Annotated in this window: 15 protein-coding genes; 8 read left to right on the top strand and 7 right to left on the bottom strand. The window is 42.6% G+C overall.

The genetic code is table 11. The features are described 5' to 3' along the window. Positions 1–145 precede the first annotated feature (145 nt). Positions 146–1210: a M20 family metallopeptidase gene (locus A6755_RS24185; protein WP_063592224.1), complete on the bottom strand. Its 1065-nt coding sequence runs from the start codon at positions 1208–1210 to the stop codon at positions 146–148. Between the two features lie 164 nt (positions 1211–1374). Here A6755_RS24185 and A6755_RS24180 point away from each other — a divergent pair, with 164 nt between their 5' ends. After that, positions 1375–1881: a general stress protein gene (locus A6755_RS24180; protein ID WP_048685038.1), complete on the top strand. Its 507-nt coding sequence runs from the start codon at positions 1375–1377 to the stop codon at positions 1879–1881. Positions 1882–1933: 52 nt separating this feature from the next. On the opposite strand, the gene A6755_RS24175 is transcribed toward A6755_RS24180, so the two are convergent. The 4 genes from A6755_RS24175 to A6755_RS24160 form a co-directional block, all read right to left on the bottom strand. After that, a complete protein-coding gene (locus A6755_RS24175) occupies positions 1934–2113 on the bottom strand; it encodes a hypothetical protein (RefSeq protein WP_063592223.1) in 180 nt (59 codons plus the stop codon). Between the two features lie 17 nt (positions 2114–2130). Continuing rightward, on the bottom strand, positions 2131–3156 hold the full coding sequence (locus A6755_RS24170; protein ID WP_063592222.1) for a cache domain-containing protein: 1026 nt from the start codon (positions 3154–3156) through the stop codon (positions 2131–2133). A 198-nt stretch (positions 3157–3354) separates the two neighbouring features. Next, on the bottom strand, positions 3355–4827 hold the full coding sequence (locus A6755_RS24165) for a PH domain-containing protein (RefSeq protein WP_063592221.1): 1473 nt from the start codon (positions 4825–4827) through the stop codon (positions 3355–3357). Beyond that, on the bottom strand, positions 4827–5321 hold the full coding sequence (locus A6755_RS24160) for a PH domain-containing protein (protein WP_034305830.1): 495 nt from the start codon (positions 5319–5321) through the stop codon (positions 4827–4829). The genes A6755_RS24165 and A6755_RS24160 overlap by 1 nt, the downstream gene beginning before the upstream one ends. 303 nt (positions 5322–5624) lie before the next feature. On the opposite strand from A6755_RS24160, the gene dacB reads away from it, so the two are divergent. The 3 genes from dacB to bluB all read left to right on the top strand — a co-directional run bounded on the left by dacB (position 5625) and on the right by bluB (position 8864). Next, the gene (gene dacB / locus A6755_RS24155; RefSeq protein WP_084738236.1) at positions 5625–7046 is read left to right on the top strand and encodes a D-alanyl-D-alanine carboxypeptidase/D-alanyl-D-alanine endopeptidase; all 1422 of its coding nucleotides are present in this window, start codon (positions 5625–5627) and stop codon (positions 7044–7046) included. A gap of 479 nt (positions 7047–7525) precedes the next feature. Next, positions 7526–8131 carry a uridine kinase family protein gene (locus A6755_RS24150; protein ID WP_063592219.1) on the top strand — a complete coding sequence of 202 codons (606 nt, stop codon included), beginning with the start codon at positions 7526–7528 and terminating at the stop codon, positions 8129–8131. A 91-nt stretch (positions 8132–8222) separates the two neighbouring features. Further along, positions 8223–8864: a 5,6-dimethylbenzimidazole synthase gene (gene bluB / locus A6755_RS24145; RefSeq protein ID WP_034305824.1), complete on the top strand. Its 642-nt coding sequence runs from the start codon at positions 8223–8225 to the stop codon at positions 8862–8864. 119 nt (positions 8865–8983) lie between these two features. On the opposite strand, the gene rpoN is transcribed toward bluB, so the two are convergent. Further along, complete coding sequence (gene rpoN, locus A6755_RS24140; protein ID WP_161784835.1) at positions 8984–10324, bottom strand: RNA polymerase factor sigma-54; 1341 nt, start codon at positions 10322–10324, stop codon at positions 8984–8986. A 403-nt stretch (positions 10325–10727) separates the two neighbouring features. Between rpoN and A6755_RS24135 the strand changes: the two genes are divergently transcribed. The 3 genes from A6755_RS24135 (at position 10728) to A6755_RS24125 (ending at position 15242) form a co-directional block, all read left to right on the top strand. Further along, entirely contained in the window at positions 10728–12053 is a 1326-nt protein-coding gene (locus A6755_RS24135; protein ID WP_063592218.1) for an aminotransferase family protein, read from the top strand. An 18-nt stretch (positions 12054–12071) separates the two neighbouring features. Further along, on the top strand, positions 12072–13505 hold the full coding sequence (locus A6755_RS24130) for an aldehyde dehydrogenase family protein (protein WP_063592678.1): 1434 nt from the start codon (positions 12072–12074) through the stop codon (positions 13503–13505). A gap of 216 nt (positions 13506–13721) precedes the next feature. Beyond that, positions 13722–15242, top strand: a complete 1521-nt coding sequence (locus A6755_RS24125) for an aldehyde dehydrogenase family protein (protein WP_063592217.1) — start codon at positions 13722–13724, stop codon at positions 15240–15242. Positions 15243–15434: 192 nt separating this feature from the next. On the opposite strand, the gene A6755_RS24120 is transcribed toward A6755_RS24125, so the two are convergent. Then, positions 15435–17480, bottom strand: a complete 2046-nt coding sequence (locus A6755_RS24120) for a molybdopterin oxidoreductase family protein (protein WP_063592216.1) — start codon at positions 17478–17480, stop codon at positions 15435–15437. A 157-nt stretch (positions 17481–17637) separates the two neighbouring features. Between A6755_RS24120 and putP the strand changes: the two genes are divergently transcribed. After that, a complete protein-coding gene (putP, locus tag A6755_RS24115; protein WP_034305814.1) occupies positions 17638–19107 on the top strand; it encodes a sodium/proline symporter PutP in 1470 nt (489 codons plus the stop codon). Positions 19108–19134: the final 27 nt, after the last annotated feature.

Here is a 19134-nt window from a genome sequence, read left to right as displayed (position 1 = left end):
CGGCGCCTTTGCGCCTGTGCGGTCACCCTTGGACGCGCTTTTCCCGCAGGAGTCTCGCACCTTTCGTTTCAATCAACTTTGTTTTTAAAATGTAGATAGACTTCCTTTTGTCTATATGTGATGAAGGCTTTTTTCATGATTTGGATTAATGTAAAACAAATTCAGAAGCGAAATCGACCAGCATTTTTTGATAGACTGCTACTGATTCAAGATTGACGCATTCCCTATCTCCATGCCAGTTCTCGCCTTTTGGTCCGAATTCAATCGCTGGGATATCATATGCCGCAAAAAAGACGGTATCTGCGGAGCCATGTTGTCCGAAAATGACAGCGTCTTGCTTGGTGTTTCTTTCGATAATCGGTCGGAGCAAAGTGATGAATGGGTCTGACTCTTCGGTTTTTACAGGTTTACTGTACATATTAAGATGAACATTTTTTCCTGTCACACTTTCGATCTGAGCAATGATATCTTCCATTGTTTGCGTAGGGAGATAACGAATATCAAGACTTAGCAAACAAGCATCCGGTACCTTATTATAGACATCCCCGCCTTTTATTTTTGCTAGGTTAAGTGAAGGGAAAGGGTAAAGGGGAGTATGATCCCGGGTGAATGGAAGTTCCTTTATTTTTTGATAGAGTTCATAGGCCTTTTCAATTGCATTCACGCCTTCCCATGGACGGCTTCCGTGTGCAGATTTGCCGGATACTTCAATATCGAGACGAAGGGCACCCTTTGCCTGGAGTCCGATTCCCAATTGCGTCGGTTCAGCACAGATTACAAAGTCCCCCCGATAACCATGTTTCGCTAAATATCCGGAACAGTTCAACCCGCCAATCTCTTCATCCGATACGATCTGTAGCTGGATTTTTAATCTTAAGTCCTTATCTTTCAGTTCGGTAAATGCACACATCATCCCTGCAACTCCAGCTTTCATATCGGCTGTTCCGCGTCCATATAAATTTCCTTCATGAACCTCAGGGAAAAATTGATCCGGTGTACCGCTGACAACATCGACATGGCCATTCCAAATTAGGGTTTTTTCTCCGCTGCCAATCTCGCTAACAAGCATTTTATAACCGTTATTTACGATCACATTCACGGTAAGTCCTTGATCTTTAAGCCAGTCCGCACAGTAATCTACCGCTTGGTTGGCTCCTTCTTTCGATGAACTGTCGATGGATACTAAATCTTTAAGTAACTCGATGAGCAAAAAGAAAACCTCCTAAAAATATGCATACTACTATTATATATACCCTTTCTGAGTAAGGGTTAACTCGAAAATATTTTTCCTGTTAAATAACGTTTAGCATTTTCATCCCCTGGGGTATGTAAAGGGGGAGCGACAATTTACATTCTTTAAGGAGGATGATAGATATGGATAAACGTATAATTGGTGTATATGAAACTGGAGAAGAAGCCATAAAGGCTGTTGAGTCATTACAGGCCCAAGGGTATAATCGTGAAGATATTTCAGTGGTAGCTAAAGATAAAGAAGAATTAAATGCAGTGAATGAAGAAACGGGTACAAAAGTTGAAGAGGGGCTCGCAGCTGGTGCGGCGACTGGAGGCATTTTGGGCGGTGCTGCCGGATTATTGGCAGGTGTGGGTGCGTTGGCGATTCCGGGAATCGGGCCGGTACTGGCTGCTGGACCGCTTGCTGCAACATTAGCCGGAGCGGCTGTAGGCGCTGGAACAGGAGGATTGGCCGGTACATTAATCGGAATGGGCATACCTGAAGACGAAGCGAATCGTTATGAAGCGGATGTAAAGAGCGGCAAATTGCTTGTGTTAGTCGATTCGGATGCGAGAAAATCCAGTTCTTCTTACTCGGGAATAACCGAAACCGATGAAACGCTGACGAATGGCAGAAGAACTCTATAAGTCGTAATTTTTAAAAAGGACGGATCCCTTATGGGGCCGTCCTTTTTTTTGATTAGAATGTGAATTTCTTTATTTCTTTGTGCATTTCCTGGGATAGGGCATCCAATTCACTAGCCAGGGCATTTAATTGTTCCATGGAAGCTGATACTTCTTCAGTTCCTGCCCCAGTTTCCTGACTGATTGAATTTAATTTTTCTGCATTGCCCGCCATCCGTGTGACCTCGTTTACCATATCGTTCATCATCTCTTTTATTTCGTCAAAATTGCTGAATGTGGTCGCGATGATGGATGCAATGTGACTGAAAGCATTTTCCGTATGGATTCCTGCAGCTTTTTAATGGGATTCGTTAAAGAACGGGTAAAGAGGATGGCAGATAGTGCAGTGACGATAAAGACAATCAATAGTGTGATGATATTATCGATTATCATCGGGCTTGCTCGGACTTTCACTTCATTTTCCTCCATTACCCCTGCTATTCTCCATCCAGTGGTAGGATTTGTGACGTATCCGACGATCCGGCTTTGCCCTTCAAATTCCTCGATCATTGATCCGGATTCACCTTTCATTTTTTTGAAAATATTTTCCTTTGATATATCCTGTTGAATTTTTTCCTTGTCTGGATGTGTAACGAATGACCCTTTCTGATCCAGCAAAACCGTATAGCCCGTTTCGCCAAATTTCGTTTGATTGACCATCGTGATCAATGTATCGATCGAGATGTCGACACCGAGCACGCCTATTAATTCATCTCGATCATCATATATGGCTTTTGCTGCCGTAATGACAAGTTCATTCGTAGCCTGATCGGTATAAGGTTCCGTCCAAATGGTCTTGTTTTTTTGTTTCAATGCGGATTGATACCAATCCCTTTGTCTCGGATCGAAGTCAATCGGCAAATCCGCTTTAGGGAATATTAATGTTTTTCCATCTTTCTTGGTGCCAAGGTATAAACCATTTATTTCAGAACTGCTTGACTGTGTATGGGAAAACTCATCCATTATGGATTCGGGGTTCTTATCATAAGTACTCATGATAGGATACTTACTGATCCTATCCAATTGGTTTTCCGTTTTATGAAAGAAGATTTCGAAAGAATCGTTCATTGCCTTGGTTTGCTCTTCTGTCGTTCCGGTAAGCTCCTTGGTCGTCAACTCGATACTATTTTTATAGCTCATGTAAGAAATGGCCATTCCGCTTATCATGATCAAAGCCAAAAAAGGAATCAATATTTGTTTTTTTAGCGAATTAAAATACCAGTCTGTCAGTCTTTTCATCTGTAAAATTCTCCTTATATACTTCTAATTAATTTTGACTTTTATTTGATATTTCGGTCTTCTTTCGCTTTTTTGAAGTGACAAGTTAGAAAATTCCAATATTAATTTTGTCGTGAAGTGCAAAGGTGGGAAGGGAGTGGAATATAGTGGATAAAAAAAGAGCTGACTGCCATGGTCAACTCTTTCATTCATAGATTACTATTCGAATTGGATATTTTTTGTCCTGTCCATATACCATGTGTAAAATTCGTCTGCATATTCAACGGATACATCTTGGAGCTTTGTATGGTGTACAGGCTTGGAGCGATTGATCGTTTCAATTGTGGCAAGCCCGAAAAGCTTTTGCAGCTTCGAACGTTCCACCTCAATTTGAATGACCTTGCTTCTTTTGGTAATGAATAGTGATGTTTCCAAACTTCCGGATTTGAACTGAATGAACTCATCATTTAACAAGTAACGGCTATTTTTGTAATCCATTATTCTCAATGTATAAATGAGGACGAGTATAATCAGCGAGATATACCATAGGGAGGGTTTGAAATAATAAATCGCCAATGTTGTGAGAATCCAGAAAAAGCTGGGCCGCAGCATTCGGATTTTGAAGGCCTGTTTCGATAGTGATCTCATTGATCGTTCCACTTTGTAAGCGGGTAAAATCTCTTCTACCATCCCGTATGCCCGTTCAATTGATAAAAAAGGATAGAGGGTGTTCGTTTCCAGCTCTTCATCACCGGTGCTTCCTGCACTGATCAGTTTCACTTCTGCCAACCCCAGCACTCTTTTAATGATTGATTGGGTGATTTCGACTGCTTGTACTTTTTCTTTCCGAATGGAAAAAGCGGATTCGTCCAGTACACCTTTCTTGATATATATGCGCTCGTGATCGGATGAAATTTCATATTTTCCATATTTAACGAATGTGGAAACGATTCCGAAGGCAACGGCGACACATATGAGGCCTGCAATAACGATGGTAATGATCCACCATGTATCCAATAACTTGGCAAGAAACCCTTCGGCGTTTTCCAAATCAATAAAATCATCGAGTGTATTATATAACGTAGCCAATATCGGGATAAGAGCCAGGAAACTGAGTGATGTAAAGGAAGCTTTCAGCACATCATGTTTGCTTGGAGTGAAATGGATCGTTTTTTCAATGGCTGGTTCCATATCCTCAGCAATTCGTTCTTCGGAAATATCCGCTTCAATAACCGGAAGTTCCTGTTTTGAAGAATATTCCCCCTCAAGCCTTTCGGCCTCTTTTCGGGAAATCATCTCGAAAGGTACGCTACCCTGTTCACCAGTCATCCCCGTTTCGAATGTTAAAGAGGTCAATCTGAAAATCTTATGAAATAACGTCGTGCGTTGCTGGACATTCTGAACCTTATGAAGCGGGACAGTTCGATACGTTTTCGAGACAAGCCCTGAAGTAATGTATAAGGTACCATCTTTGATTTGGTATTTGTATGTATACCATTTAAGGATGACAGAAATGACTTTCCAAACCAGATAAACTAGAAAGCCAATTTGGAGTAATTTCATATACATCTTTTCAGAACCGAAATTCAGGATATAAAGCATGATTATGAAAAATACATTTCCTTTCAGCAATTTCCAAAATTCGAAAAGGATTTTGATAGGGTGTAATCGTTTTGCGTGTTCTTCCATCATTAATCCACTTCCTTAATTTTCGCGAAATGGGCAATTTTATCTCGTAATTCATACGCCTCTTTCTCGGGAATGGCCGGTATGTCATGAGAGTCGCCCATTGTTCCGATGCTTAGGGAATAAAGGTTGTATTTTCGCAAAAACGGTCCTTGGTTCAATTTGACGGATTGAACCTTCGTCATCGGAATGAGTTCATGCGTTTCACTCCAGGCTCCACGTTTTGTTTGAATGAATTCTTCGTTCACGTCGTAACGCCAATACTTTTGCAAAAGTATCGGTTCAATGAAGATGGACCAGATAGCATGGAAAAAAGATAATACGATAAGTCCGTTTAAAATCCATCCAATCCATTCTTTCCAAGTGAAATAATCATCAACAAATAATAGGATGCCAAGGACGGCGAGGATAATGAGATTGGTAATGGCTTCAGTCATCCGCCACACCTTCACTGATTCTTTGGATATTTTCTTCGTTGGTGGCTGTATCTTGGAATACATATATTCACTCCTTACTATGTCTTTATACTTATACTGATTATCTTGCAAAAAAGTTCCCTATTAAAGGTATATGTATAGAAATTATGCAGCCCATGCCGTGGAGTGGCGGGCGAATAATCCTGCAGTTTCCCGAGTATGTATAAATAAGGAGTTTTCTAGTGGATATTTTCTTTTTATATGACCGAATAATGGACAAGATAGAAGTGGTGAGTTTCTAGAGTGGGAGTGATAGGTTTGACGTATAAAAGGAAGTTGAGTTTTATATTCTTCCTGTTTTTGATTTGTTTTTTTAATGGAGAATCGATGCAGGCTGCGAATGATGATGGAAACCTAGGGCAGGAAATTCAACGAATATTGGAGCAATCGCCAGGATTGGCTGGGGCGTTGACGGGAATTTCCATCCGTTCAGCTGAAACGGGGGAAATGATTTATGAACGGGGATCGCAAACGAGATTGCGGCCTGCTTCGAATCTTAAGCTTTTGACAGCAGCAGCTGCGTTGGAAACTTTAGGGGAAGATCATGCTTTTCAAACGGAACTATACATAAAAGGAGTGCAGGTTGGCCAGGTTCTGCAGGGCAATGTATACCTGAAGGGAAAAGGGGATCCCACATTATTGGAAAAGGATTTTGATGAGCTGGCAGCTTCACTGAAGCAAAGGCACGTTAAGTTCGTTCACGGGGATCTTATAGGGGACGATTCTTGGTATGATGATGTTCGTTATTCCCAAGACTTAGTTTGGAGCGATGAACAGGAATATTACGGTGCAGCCGTTTCGGCTTTAACTGCTTCCCCGAATGAAGATTACGATACCGGTACCATCATCGTGGAGTTAGCTCCTGGGGAAAAGGCTGGAAAGAGGGCAACGGTAAAGCTGGAGCCTGAAACCGATCACGTGAAGGTCATCAACAAAACGAAAACTGTATCGGCAGATGCTAATGATAAAATTGAAATTGAACGGTCTCATGGCACACAAGTCGTTACGGTGACTGGGACCATTCCGGAAGATGCCGGGGTGACCAAAGAGTGGATTTCGGTGGAAGATCCCACAGAATATGCCTTGAGCCTATTTGAAAAATCAATGAAGAAACATGGAATTAAAGTGTTGGGAAAAAGGAAAAAAGGGAAAACGCCAGTAGGAGCGGACATGATTGCCGCTCATCAGTCCATGCCGCTTTCACAATTGCTTATTCCTTTCATGAAATTGAGCAATAACAGCCATGCCGAGGTTTTGGTGAAGGAAATGGGCAAAGAAGCAGATGGGGAGGGAAGCTGGAAGGATGGTTTGAAGGTTGCTCGAAATCAGCTGAAGAGTATGGGTCTTGATATGCAAACGATCATGATGCGTGATGGATCTGGAATTTCCCAAGTCAATATGATTCCAGCGAATGAAATAACGAAGCTGCTGTATGCCATTCAGGAAAAAACGTGGTTTCCTGCTTACTTGAATGCTTTACCGATTGCAGGCAACGAAAATCGGATGGTGGGCGGTACTCTTAGAAAGAGGATGAAAGGGACAATTGCAGCCGGGAATGTCCGCGCGAAAACAGGGACAATTTCAGGTACGAGCTCCTTATCAGGTTATGTGACGACCAAAAGAGGGGAAAAAATCATATTTTCAATCATCTTGAATAATTTTGTAGAAGAAAAAGGCATTACGGCAATCCAGGATAAGATAGCCGTAATGCTCGCAGAACAGGAAAACCTATTGGGAAGCGGCCATTAGTATCCATTGAAAGCTAAGTTGAAGTTCAGGATCTGCGAGAAAGAGGTCGGTATCAGCCAAATCATTTTCTTCAGCAAGTCCGAATTGGCAGCATAATGCCGCTAAGCCATTTTATTTGCTGACGATCAGGTTTCAAACGCAGATCCGAATGGATTATTCAATTCGATGGTCATTATATAAAATTGAATCAAGTCGGCATTCGAACATTCGAAGGCCTTTCTCCGATATATATGTCTATAACAAGAAGTTTTCAAGTCCATTACATGGAAAGTCCTAGCCGTTTGATCGTAGACAGTTTCTCCATGAAGTGGAGGGAAAGAGGCCCTTTTCCTCCTCTGTTTCTTTAATCAGACATGAAGCTTGGGAGCAAATTGGATTTTATTCAATGCCAGCACCTTCTTCTTATTTTTTTAATTATCCCCTCAAGGAAGGAGTTTAAGGGAGGATTAATAGAAATAAGTATATAGGGGGGAATGCTTATGAACTTTCCAACACTTAATGGACAGTATACGATCAGCAGTCTTATAGCTGAAATTCACGAAATTCCCAAAAAACGCTCACTCTATATATTGGCCATAGATGGCCGGGGCGGATCTGGAAAAAGTACACTCGCTGCCCGTATCCAAGCAGAATGTCCAGGTAGCGTGGCCGTTCATATGGATGATTTTTATTTGCCTTCATCGGATAGGGTTCAACTGCCTCCATCCCAAAAGCCGATTGGGGCGGATTATGATTGGGAACGGGTTTATAACCAAATCCTAAAACCGCTTACAAAGGGGAAGGAAGCAAGATATCAAAGGTATGATTGGGAAACGGATACTATGGCCGAATGGCATGAAGTTCCTGCTGGGGGCCTTGTGATTATAGAAGGAACGTATTCCATCCGTAAAGAATTGGCAGGGTACCATGATTTCACGATTTGGGTGGAATGTCCCCGTGATCAGCGTTTGAAACGTGGCCTTGAGCGGGATGGTGAAGATGCGCGTCAAATGTGGGAGGATAATTGGATGGTTCATGAAGATCTCTATGTGGGTGTGCAAAGGCCTCAAGAAAGAGCGGATCTTGTTGTGGACGGAACGAGCTGAGTCAGAGGATATTTTAATTGTAAGGGTTTACCTATAAAATATATTGTATGTTTAGATAAATTTCCGGGGAGCCGGAAACAGGGGGGAAATTATGTTTACTAATGAAGAACAAGCTGCCGTATATAAAGCCATTTATAACCGTAGGGATATCAGGAGTTTTTTGCCAAAGCCCATTTCAAAGGATATACTCCGCAGAATTTTGGATGCTGCACATCATGCGCCGTCTGTAGGATTCATGCAGCCTTGGAGTTTCATCGTGATTTCGTCTCAGGAAACCAAGAACAGTTTGGCATGGGCAGCGGATAAAGAAAGAAGGGCCCTCGCTATTCATTATGAAGGAGGTAAAGAAAATAAGTTTCTTAGTTTGAAAGTGGAAGGGTTAAAAGAAGCACCATATACCATTTGTGTTACATGCGACCCGACACGGGGAGGCTCCCATGTTTTAGGGAGGAACTCCATTCCGGAAACCGATATCCTATCCACTGCCTGCGCCATTCAAAATATGTGGTTGGCTGCCTATGCGGAAGGATTGGCAATGGGATGGGTAAGCTTTTATAAGAAAAATGATATTCGTGATATTTTGGAGATTCCGCCGCATATAGAACCTGTTGCACTCCTGTCGATTGGCTATACGGATCAATATCCGGATAAACCCATTCTTGAACTTGCTAATTGGGAAAAAAGAAGGCTGATGGATGACCTTATTTTCGAGGATAAATGGGGGAATAAATAAACCGATATATTATGATTCCACAACTGTTTATTAAGCCCCTGGTTCAGGGGTGGTAAATATAGAAGACTCTTACAATAAATACTCATTTGTAAGAGTCTTTTTAAAAATTCGGTTTGATTTTAAAATCTGCGCCGTTTTGAAGATCCCGGTATACCGAGGTCTTCACGGTATTTTGCAATAGTGCGGCGGGAGATCTTCGTCCCTTCATTTTCGAATATTTGACAAAGTTTCTGATCTGAAAAAGGCTTTATTTTATCTTCATCGGCAATCAGGACCTTTATTTTTTCTTTGATGGTGGCCGTTGATTCGGTTGCTGGGCTGTTCACGCGGTGTAACCCTCTAGTAAAGAAGTTCCTTAGTTTAAAGAGGCCATGCGGCGTCTGGATATATTTATTGCTCGTCGCCCTGCTGATCGTTGATTCATGAAGCTGAAGTTTTTCCGAAATATTCTTCAGTGTCATAGGTTTTAATCCTGTAATTCCCTTCATGAAAAACTCATGCTGCTCCTCCACGATTGACGCGGTCACTTTGTAAAGTGTCATTTGCCTTTGTTCGAGCCCTTTTAATAGTAATCGGGCATCATTTAAGTGCCCTTTTATATAATCTTTAGCTGGATTAACAGAATTGATGGCGACGTGGTTCTTGTAGTAAGGATTGATGGAAAGTTTAGGTGTACAGCTATCGTTGACCGTTATCAGAAAACCTTCTTTATCTTTTTCCACGTAAACATCCGGAACGATGTAATGAGTCATATCATCGGAAAAGTGACTGACAGGACGCGGGTTTAACGTACGGATGAAATCCGAGGCCTCTTGCACTTCCTGAACGGTCACTTGGTGAAAGGCGGCAATTTTCCTGTAGCGTTTTTCTGCTAAATCCGCTAAGTGCTTTTTAACGATCTTATACGCCAATTCATTGTGATTCTCATGCTCACGCAGCTGAATGAGTAAACAATCGGTCAGATCTTTAGCCCCGACTCCAATTGGGTCAAGGGATTGCAATATTTGAATCATATTTTCGATTTCTTCCACTGGTACGGAAAAATGCGAAGCAGTCCAATGGACATCCAATTCTAGAAATCCATAATCATTTAAGTTTCCAATCAAAAACTGGAGAATCTTCTTTTTAAATGCATTCAATGAACTTAGTAAACTCAATTGTTCCAGTAAATGGCTTTCCAGTGTTTCTGTGTTGACTGAATAATTGTTGATAGGGTTGTAATCATTGTCTCCGTTGAAACTTTTACTTTTAGAGGAAGAACCACGTATCTGAGAATTTATTTTATTTGTACGAATACTGAGCGATGCGGGGGGTTCTTTAAAGCTAATTTCGAGAACGGGATTTTCGTAAGCCTGTCGGTTCAGGAAATCTATCAGTTCATGGGTGGAATATTGAAGGATATTGATCGATTGCTGTAATTCAGGGGTTAATGACAACTTCAAGGTTTGTTTTTGGTACATTTCAAATCCTACCTGCATATATATCAACTTCTTTCATTTAGATTAACATAGCGGCTCAAAAGGAATGAAAAAATATTAACTAGATGATAATAATACAAATCTTCCGAAAATTCAACATTACGTGTCAGGTTTTGTAACATCAATTAGAAATAAAGAGGGCGATTCGAAAAAATGCTTGTCATTCAGTAGTTAATCTAATGAATGGGAGTTGAATGATTCGAATTTGAATCAAATGATTTATATGTGAATCAAATCGTGCTCCTATTGATTTATATATGAATCGTTTTAACTTGAATACCTTTAATATCAGGCTCATATAATTTGGCATGCATCTTGCTACATCTATAAATATAAAAATAAACTAGCTTGAAAAAATCCATTACATGAGAAGGGTGTTTTTTACATGATTAAAGAGACTACGAGTATTCAGGAATTAATCGATTTGGATAAAAAGCATTTTATTCATCCGACCACGGCAATCGAACAGCAGCAGGCAGATGGTCCAAGTTTCATCTTTAAGGAAGGGAAGGGAATATATCTTACGGATGTCACGGGCAGGACTGTCATTGATGGCATGGCTTCACTTTGGAATGTGAATATTGGACATGGACAAGAAGAGATGGCTGAAGTCGCGAAGGAACAAATGGCCAAATTAGCTTTCACCTCAAGTTTCGCCACTTTCAGCAATGAGCCGGCAATCCGTTTGGCGGCCAAAATCGCATCCATCGCACCTGGGGATTTGAATGCAGTTTTCTTCACTTCAGGTGGATCGGAATCGAATGATACGGCGATCAAACTTGCTCGTCATTACTGGCTTTTGAAAGGGCAGCCTAATCGTCAAAAAATCATTTCTCGCTCGAAATCCTATCATGGAGTGGCAATGGGAGCTACAAGTGCGACTGGGCTGAAGCCGTTCCGGGATTTCACGAATTCAATCGCACCTGATTTTTACCATGTGGACGGTTCCTCCATTGAGGAGTTGCGTAAGGTCATAGAACAGGAAGGACCGGAAACGATTGCGGCATTTATCGCTGAACCGATTCAAGGGGCAGGTGGCGTGAACCTTCCTCCTGAAGGCTATTTTAAGGAAGTAAGGGAAATTTGTGATGAATACGGCATTTTGATGGTGACGGATGAAGTCATTACAGGTTTCGGAAGAACAGGGACTTATTTTGGGATTGAACACTTTGGCGTTGTGCCTGATATGATGTGCTTTGCAAAAGGTGTGACGAGCGGATATGCACAGTTAGGCGGGGTCGTCCTGAATGATAAGATGCATCAGGATTTCATTGCCCTTTCAAAAGGTACGCTTTTACACGGCTACACATACAGTGGCCATCCGATGGCATGTGCGGTTGCTTTGAAAAATATTGAAATAATTGAACGTGAAAACCTTATAGAAAACTCGAAACAGCGTGGTGAAGAGTTGCTTGCCGGCTTTAAGAAGCTTCAAAGTAAACATCCGATTGTTGGTGATGTAAGGGCACTTGGACTAATTGGAGGCATCTCCATCGTAAAGGACAAACAAACAGGTGAAGGCTTTGACACACAGCTTGCTCCAAGACTTGTTGCTGAAGCTGCGAAGAATGGTTTGATTTGCCGTTCAGTTACGTTTGATCAAGATACACTCGTATTCGCACCGCCTTTAATCATTACTAAAGCAGAAGTCGAAAGAATGATTGAAATCCTTGATGAGACATTTACTGCAGTCGAAAAAGAAATTTTATAAGAGGTGAAAGTGATGGTCATGACGGAAACGCTGAAAAAGAAATTATACATTAATGGTAAATGGCAAGAAGCTGAAAAGTTCACGACACTAAAGTCTCCTTATAGCGGGGAAGTCCTAGCGGAGATTCCCTCGGCAAGCCTTGAAGATGTCGAGTTGGCCATAGAATCAGCCTATCAAGCTAGAAAAACGATGGCAGCTTTACCTAGTCATAAACGCGCTGCCATTCTTGAAAAGCTTGCGAGCCTTTTGGAAAGCCGCAAAGGTGAGGCAGCTGAAATTATTGCAAAAGAGGCAGCGAAACCGATTAAAACGGCAATGGTTGAAGTATCCCGGACGATTGCCACATATAAATTTGCAGCAGAGGAAGCAAAAAGGATTCATGGAGAAACATTGACGATGGATGCCACAGCTGACGGAGAAGGAAGGATAGGATACACGGTCCGTGAGCCTCTAGGCGTTGTGGGTGCGATTACGCCATTTAATTTTCCGATGAACCTGGTTGCCCATAAAGTGGGCCCGGCCATTGCTGCAGGAAATACACTCGTCCTGAAACCTGCGAGCCAAACACCGCTATCTTCACTATTTCTTGCTGAATTATTGGCCGAAACTGATTTGCCGGCAGGTGCGTTTAATTTAGTTACCGGAAGCGGTTCGGTAATCGGTGATAAATTAGTCACCGATTCACGGGTGAAGAGCATCTCATTTACTGGAAGTCCGGCTGTAGGAATCGGGATCCGTAATAAGGCCGGGTTAAAGAAAGTGAGTCTTGAACTAGGTTCGAATGCGGCTGTCATCGTGGATAAAGGGATCGATATCGATAAAATCATCCAACGCTGTGTATCGGCAGCATTCGCTTTTCAAGGGCAGGTCTGCATTTCCTTACAGCGCGCTTATGTTCATGAAGAGGTGTATGATGAGTTCGTCAAAAAATTCACGGAAGCAACGAATGGCTTGAAACTGGGAGATTCTTTGGACCCGTCTGTGGATATTTCAGCATTGATCAGCGCTGGGGATGTACAGAGAAGTCTGGATTGGATCGGTGAAGCTAAACAACACGGGGCGATAGTTGCAGCAGGAGGTAAATCTGAAGGTAATATCCTGCATCCTACTGTGTTGCTGGAAGTGGATGCCATGCTTAAGGTATCTTGCCAGGAGGTGTTCGCTCCAATAGTTTTGATCAATAAGGTTTCTTCCGTTGAGGAAGCGATTGACTTTGTCAATGATTCCGAATTCGGATTGCAGGCCGGGATTTACACAGAAAATATCAATCTAGCTCTTTCTGCCGCAGAAAAATTGGAAGTGGGCGGTGTCATTATTAATGATATCCCAACTTATCGTGTTGACAACATGCCATATGGCGGAGTCAAAAAAAGCGGGACTGGGCGCGAAGGATTGAAATATGCCATTGAAGAAATGACGGAAATGAAATTGGTCATTATTAATCGGAATTAATAAGAAAAGAGGTGAGCAGCTGCTCATCTCTTTTTTCTGTGAAACTTGGAAGAAGTTCTGCCTATGAGTTATGCAAAAATGAATAGGTAATTCACGACTGAATTTAAATATGACAGGAAAGGGCAAAAAAACGTGAGTTACCTAAAATTTCAAACTGGCATGAATCTTGCTCATATTATATATAGGTAGATAACTTAAAACAGAGGAGGAAATTACATGCAGGAAACTTTGCAAAATAATACGAAAAAAGAAGGAACGGGAGCATTGGACTTAAAGATGTTCATCAATGGGGAATGGGTGAATTCGACTTCGGGTGAGAAGAGGGATGTATTGAATCCGGCCACGGGGGAAGTTATTGCCAAAGCAGCGGAAGGAACACAGGAAGATGTGGATGCAGCGGTCGAGGCAGCAAAATATGCTTTCTATGAAGGTGGCTGGTGGGGAACTCCTGCCGTCGAAAGAGCTCGCATTTTATTCAAAATAGCCGACAAAATAGAAGAAAAAGCTGAAGAACTAGCTGCGTTGGAAACATTGGATAATGGGAAACCATTGCGTGAGGCTCGTTTTGATATAGCTGATTCGGCAGCATGTTTTAGATATTATGCAGGATTGGCCACAAAACCGACAGGTCAGACTTTTGAAGTTCCTGACGGCCAGCAAGCTATGGTCGTAAGGGAACCGATCGGTGTATGCGGGCAGATCGTTCCTTGGAATTTCCCACTAATGATGTCAGCCTGGAAACTTGCTCCGGCGCTTGCTGCAGGAAATTCCGTTGTGTTCAAACCATCTGAGATCACTCCGGTGACGGCGGTCAAACTATTTGAAATCATGGATGAGGTAGGATTGCCAAAAGGTGTCGCGAATCTTGTGTTAGGAGCGGGGCCAGTTGTCGGACAAGCCATTGCAGAGCATGAGGAAATCGATAAAGTAGCCTTTACAGGAGGCACGGCAACAGGACGTAAGATCATGGAGGCTTCCCTGGGTAACCTAAAGAAAGTCACATTGGAGCTCGGCGGCAAATCGCCTAATATCGTATTTGCGGATTCTGACTTTGAGACTGCAGTTGATTATGCTCTATACGGGATTTTCTGTAATCAAGGACAAGTGTGCTCAGCAGGCTCCCGTTTACTATTGGAAGAGTCCATTTACGATCAGTTCATTGCAAGTCTTACTGCAAAGGCGAAAAAAATCAAAGTAGGTTCAGGTTCTGATGAAAACAGCCAGATGGGACCTATCGTTTCAGAAGCCCATATGAACAAAATATTATCGTATATCCAAATCGGAAAAGAAGAAGGTGCCAAATTAATCGTCGGTGGAAATCGAATTAAAGAAGAAGGCATGGATAAAGGTTACTTTGTCGAACCTACTATTTTTGTTGATACGACACCGGATATGCGGATTGTGCAGGAAGAAATTTTTGGACCGGTGCTTGTCGTTCAAAAGTTCAAGGATGAAGCGGAAGCTCTTCGACTTGCCAATGATACGAAATATGGTTTAGCGGGAGCGGTGTTCACGAATGATATCTCAAAAGCGTACCGTGTCATTAAAAAAGTGCGTGCCGGCATCACGTGGATAAACTCATATCATCCGACTTATAACGAAGCTCCTTGGGGAGGGTTCAAGCAAAGTGGAAATGGACGCGAACTGGGAACTTTCGGTTACGAAGCTTACACCGAAGTGAAGCAAATCAATAACAACTTGGATATCCAGCCAACAGGCTGGTTTGATGAAGAGTAAATAGCTTGACGAAAAAAGGCTGTTCCTTGGAGAACAGCCTTTTTTCTATGGAATCGCAGATATAATCCGAGAATCGTAGATATATAATCCAGAATCGGAGATATAATCCGAAAATCGGAGATAAATTCGGGAATCGAAGATATAAAATCCGAGAACCGCAGATATATTCAAAGATTGCTAAACATTTCTTTACTATTGTTGGACTTTTTCAAGATCAACCCGTCCTGAAAAGAAAACGGCGCCATTACCCATATCCGCGAGGCGATCTGGGGTAAGGGAATTGATGTGTTGCTTTGTTTCGGGCGTATTCTGCCACAAGCCTTGGCTGACAAGAACGCCTGGTAACACATTTTCACCGGGAGCAGCGGTAAGCAAGCATTCACCGCGACCATTCCAGATTCTAACCATATCTCCGGCGGCTACCCCCATTGTTTTGGCATCAGCGGCATTCATGTGCAGTTTCGGTTCCTTTTCCATGGAGATATGTTTGGCATTATTAGAAAAGGTTGAATTCAAGAAATTGTGATTAGGTGCCGGAATGAATAAAAATGGCAGGTCGCTGTCTTTTATGATAGGCGTATATGTGGGCAATGGCTCGAATCCATCCCGCTTCATCCGTTCGGAATAAAGTTCGATTTTACCGCTTGGTGTCGGGAGTTTGCCTGGGAACATCGGCTGCATTTTGGCTTTGACAAATTGATTCCTTGAAAGGGAGTCATAGGTGATGCCTTCCAAATGCGGGTTGTCGGGAAAATCCAGAGCCTGCCGTATCATATCTTCCTCTGAATCTCCAAATGCTTGTTCCCCAAATCCCATTCCAGCAGCCAACAGTTTGAACAATTCAACATTCGATTTCGATTCGCCATATTTTTCGACTACAGGTTTTTGTATTTGGACGTAATTATGCCAATATGAATTATAAAAATCCTCCGTTTCATAAGATGAAGTGGCAGGAAGGACGAGGTCGGCAAACATGGCCGTTTCGGTTAAGAATAGATCATGTACCACTGTGAATAGATCTTCCCGCATTAGACCTTCCTGCACCTTATTTGCATTCGGAGCGACAAGTGCTGGGTTGGAGCCGTATACAAGCATAGAGCGAATCGGGTTTTCTTTTTCCATAAGAGCTTGGCCGATTTGGTTCATATTAATGGTCCGGGTAGCTTTATTTCGCAATAAATCAGGACGTCTTAAGGCATTTATATTAAAGGCTAGATATCCTGAATTACCTTTGATGGCTCCGCCGCCTTCCTCCATCCATTGGCCGGTAAGGGCAGGCAGGCAGGCAATGGTACGTACCGCCATGCCTCCATTGTCATGGTGCTGCAGGCCATTGCCTATCCGAACGAATGATGGACTTGTGGTGCCATACATCCTGGCAAGTTCATATAAGTCATCAATGGGAACGCCAGTTATCGCGGAGACGGTCGCAGGGTCATATTGGCGGACATGTTCACGCAATTCAGCAGCACCCACTGTGTATTCATCGAGAAAGGGCTGGTCGACTAGATTCTCGGCATAAAGAATATGCATTAATCCGAGGGCAAGTGCACTATCGGTGCCGGGCAGAATCGGAATGAACCAATCTGCCCACTTGCCGGTTTGGTTTTTATGAACGTCAATGACAACTACTTTGGCCCCGTTTTTTCTGGCTTGCTGGGCAAGCGTCACTTGGTGCATATTTGTGCTCACAGCGTTAATGCCCCACATGATGAAAAGCTTCGTATGGATCGTTTCTTCTGGATCGATGCCGAATGAACCACCCATTGTATAGCTGTATCCGATTGAGCCTGCCGCATTACAAATGGAACGCTCGAGCATGCTTGCGCCGAGTTTGTGGAAAAAGCGGCGATCCATTCCCTCGGCGCTGAGGTTGCCCATGTTTCCGTAAAAACTATAAGGAAGTATGCTTTCCGGTCCATGCATTTCGATCAAGTCTTTCCATTTGGAAGTGATTGTGTCAATGGCCTCTTCCCAGCTGATTGGAACGAAATTCCCTTTTCCTTTCGGACCGATGCGCTTTAATGGCTGTTTTAAGCGATTGGGGTCATATAGGCGGGCAGTCATGTTGCGGACTTTGTTGCAAATATTCCCTTTTGTGACTGGATGATCAGGGTCTCCTTGAACTTTAATGATTTTCCCATCTTTTTTGTGCAGCAGTAAACCGCATTGATCAGGACAGTCAAGAGAACAAACAGAGGGAAAGACTCCATCTGGCTGATTGATATAGGATTGCATGGCGTATTCCTCCTAAATGATTTATTCTAATAAAATGAATTTTCTTACTTATATTGAAAGTGAAATCGTTGAAAGGTGCAAGAACTTCTTAACATATGTTTTTTTTTCTGATAAGCTTACAAGATGAAAATTAACCTATAAATAGGAGGATTCATTTTTGGAATATGGAATTATAATATCAATTGCAATATACATGGCGGGTATGCTTTTAATTGGTTATTTGGCCTATCGGAAAACGGCTAACTTAACCGATTACATGCTTGGCGGCCGGAACTTGGGGCCGGCTGTAACGGCATTGAGTGCAGGGGCTTCCGATATGAGTGGCTGGCTGTTGATGGGTCTACCTGGTGCGATGTACATAAGCGGGTTGAGTGCTGGCTGGATTGTCATAGGCCTGTGTGCAGGCTCTTATTTAAACTGGTTATTCGTGGCACCAAGACTTCGGACATATACGGAAATTGCCGGCAATTCGATTACGATTCCCGACTTTTTGGGAAATCGGTTTAAAGATGGCTCCCGCGTCTTAAAAGTGGTATCAGCATCGGTCATTTTAATTTTCTTCACCTTTTATACCTCTTCAGGCATGGTGGCAGGCGGTGAGCTTTTCCGTACGGCTTTCAATTTAGATTACCGGTGGGGTATCTGGCTGACGGCAAGCGTTGTTATTCTTTATACATTATTTGGCGGATTCCTGGCTGTCAGCTGGACGGACTTCGTACAAGGTACAATCATGTTCATTGCCTTAATTTTAGTACCAGTTGTCACTATTGTAAATATTGGGGGCTGGGATCCCACCTTCAATGAAATAAAATCGATTAACCCGAATTTATTGCATGTTTTTGAGGGAACATCAACCATTGGCATCATATCTCTTCTGGCATGGGGGCTTGGTTATTTCGGGCAGCCTCATATAATCGTCCGCTTCATGGCGGTCTCATCTGTTAAAGAATTGAAAAGTGCACGGCGAATCGGCATGGGATGGATGATTTTTGCTATTGTTGGAGCGATGTTCACCGGATTGGTGGGAATAGCATATTTTAACCTGACAAATAGTCCTTTAGGGGATAGGAATGCTGAGTCCGTCTTCATCATATTAGCTAAAGAACTGTTTCCATCTTTGATTACAGGCTTCTTGTTGGCTGCGATTTTAGCAGCGGTCATGAGTACGATTGCATCACAGCTGTTAGTATCGGCAAGTGCTCTGACAGATGATTTCTATAAGCAGTTCATTCGGCCGAACGCATCTGATAAGGAATTAGTTCTGGTAGGTCGGTTTGGTGTGTTGGCGATATCTGCCATTGCCCTATTATTGGCTTTTAATCCAAGCGGTACGATCCTTAAATTGGTTGGTTATGCATGGGCTGGTTTTGGAGCGGCATTCGGTCCTGTCATTTTGTTAAGCCTGTACTGGAAACGGATGACGAAATGGGGAGCCTTGGCGGGAATGATTGTCGGTACGGCAACCGTGATCGTCTGGGATATGATCGATAGGTTTGCTGAAATATACGAAATCATTCCTGGTTTCATCGCTGGTTCAATAGCGGTGGTCGTTTTCAGCTTACTATCGGCCAAGCCTACAAAAGATATCGAAGAAGAATTTAATCAAGCCATTAAAGACCTCTCTTGATTTATTGAAAATCCAGTAGTAATGCTG

The organism is Peribacillus frigoritolerans (assembly GCF_001636405.1).
Classification (GTDB): Bacteria; Bacillota; Bacilli; order Bacillales; family DSM-1321; genus Peribacillus; species Peribacillus frigoritolerans.
Note: the sequence above shows the minus strand (reverse complement) of the source record. Positions and strands in the feature narration are given on the sequence as shown.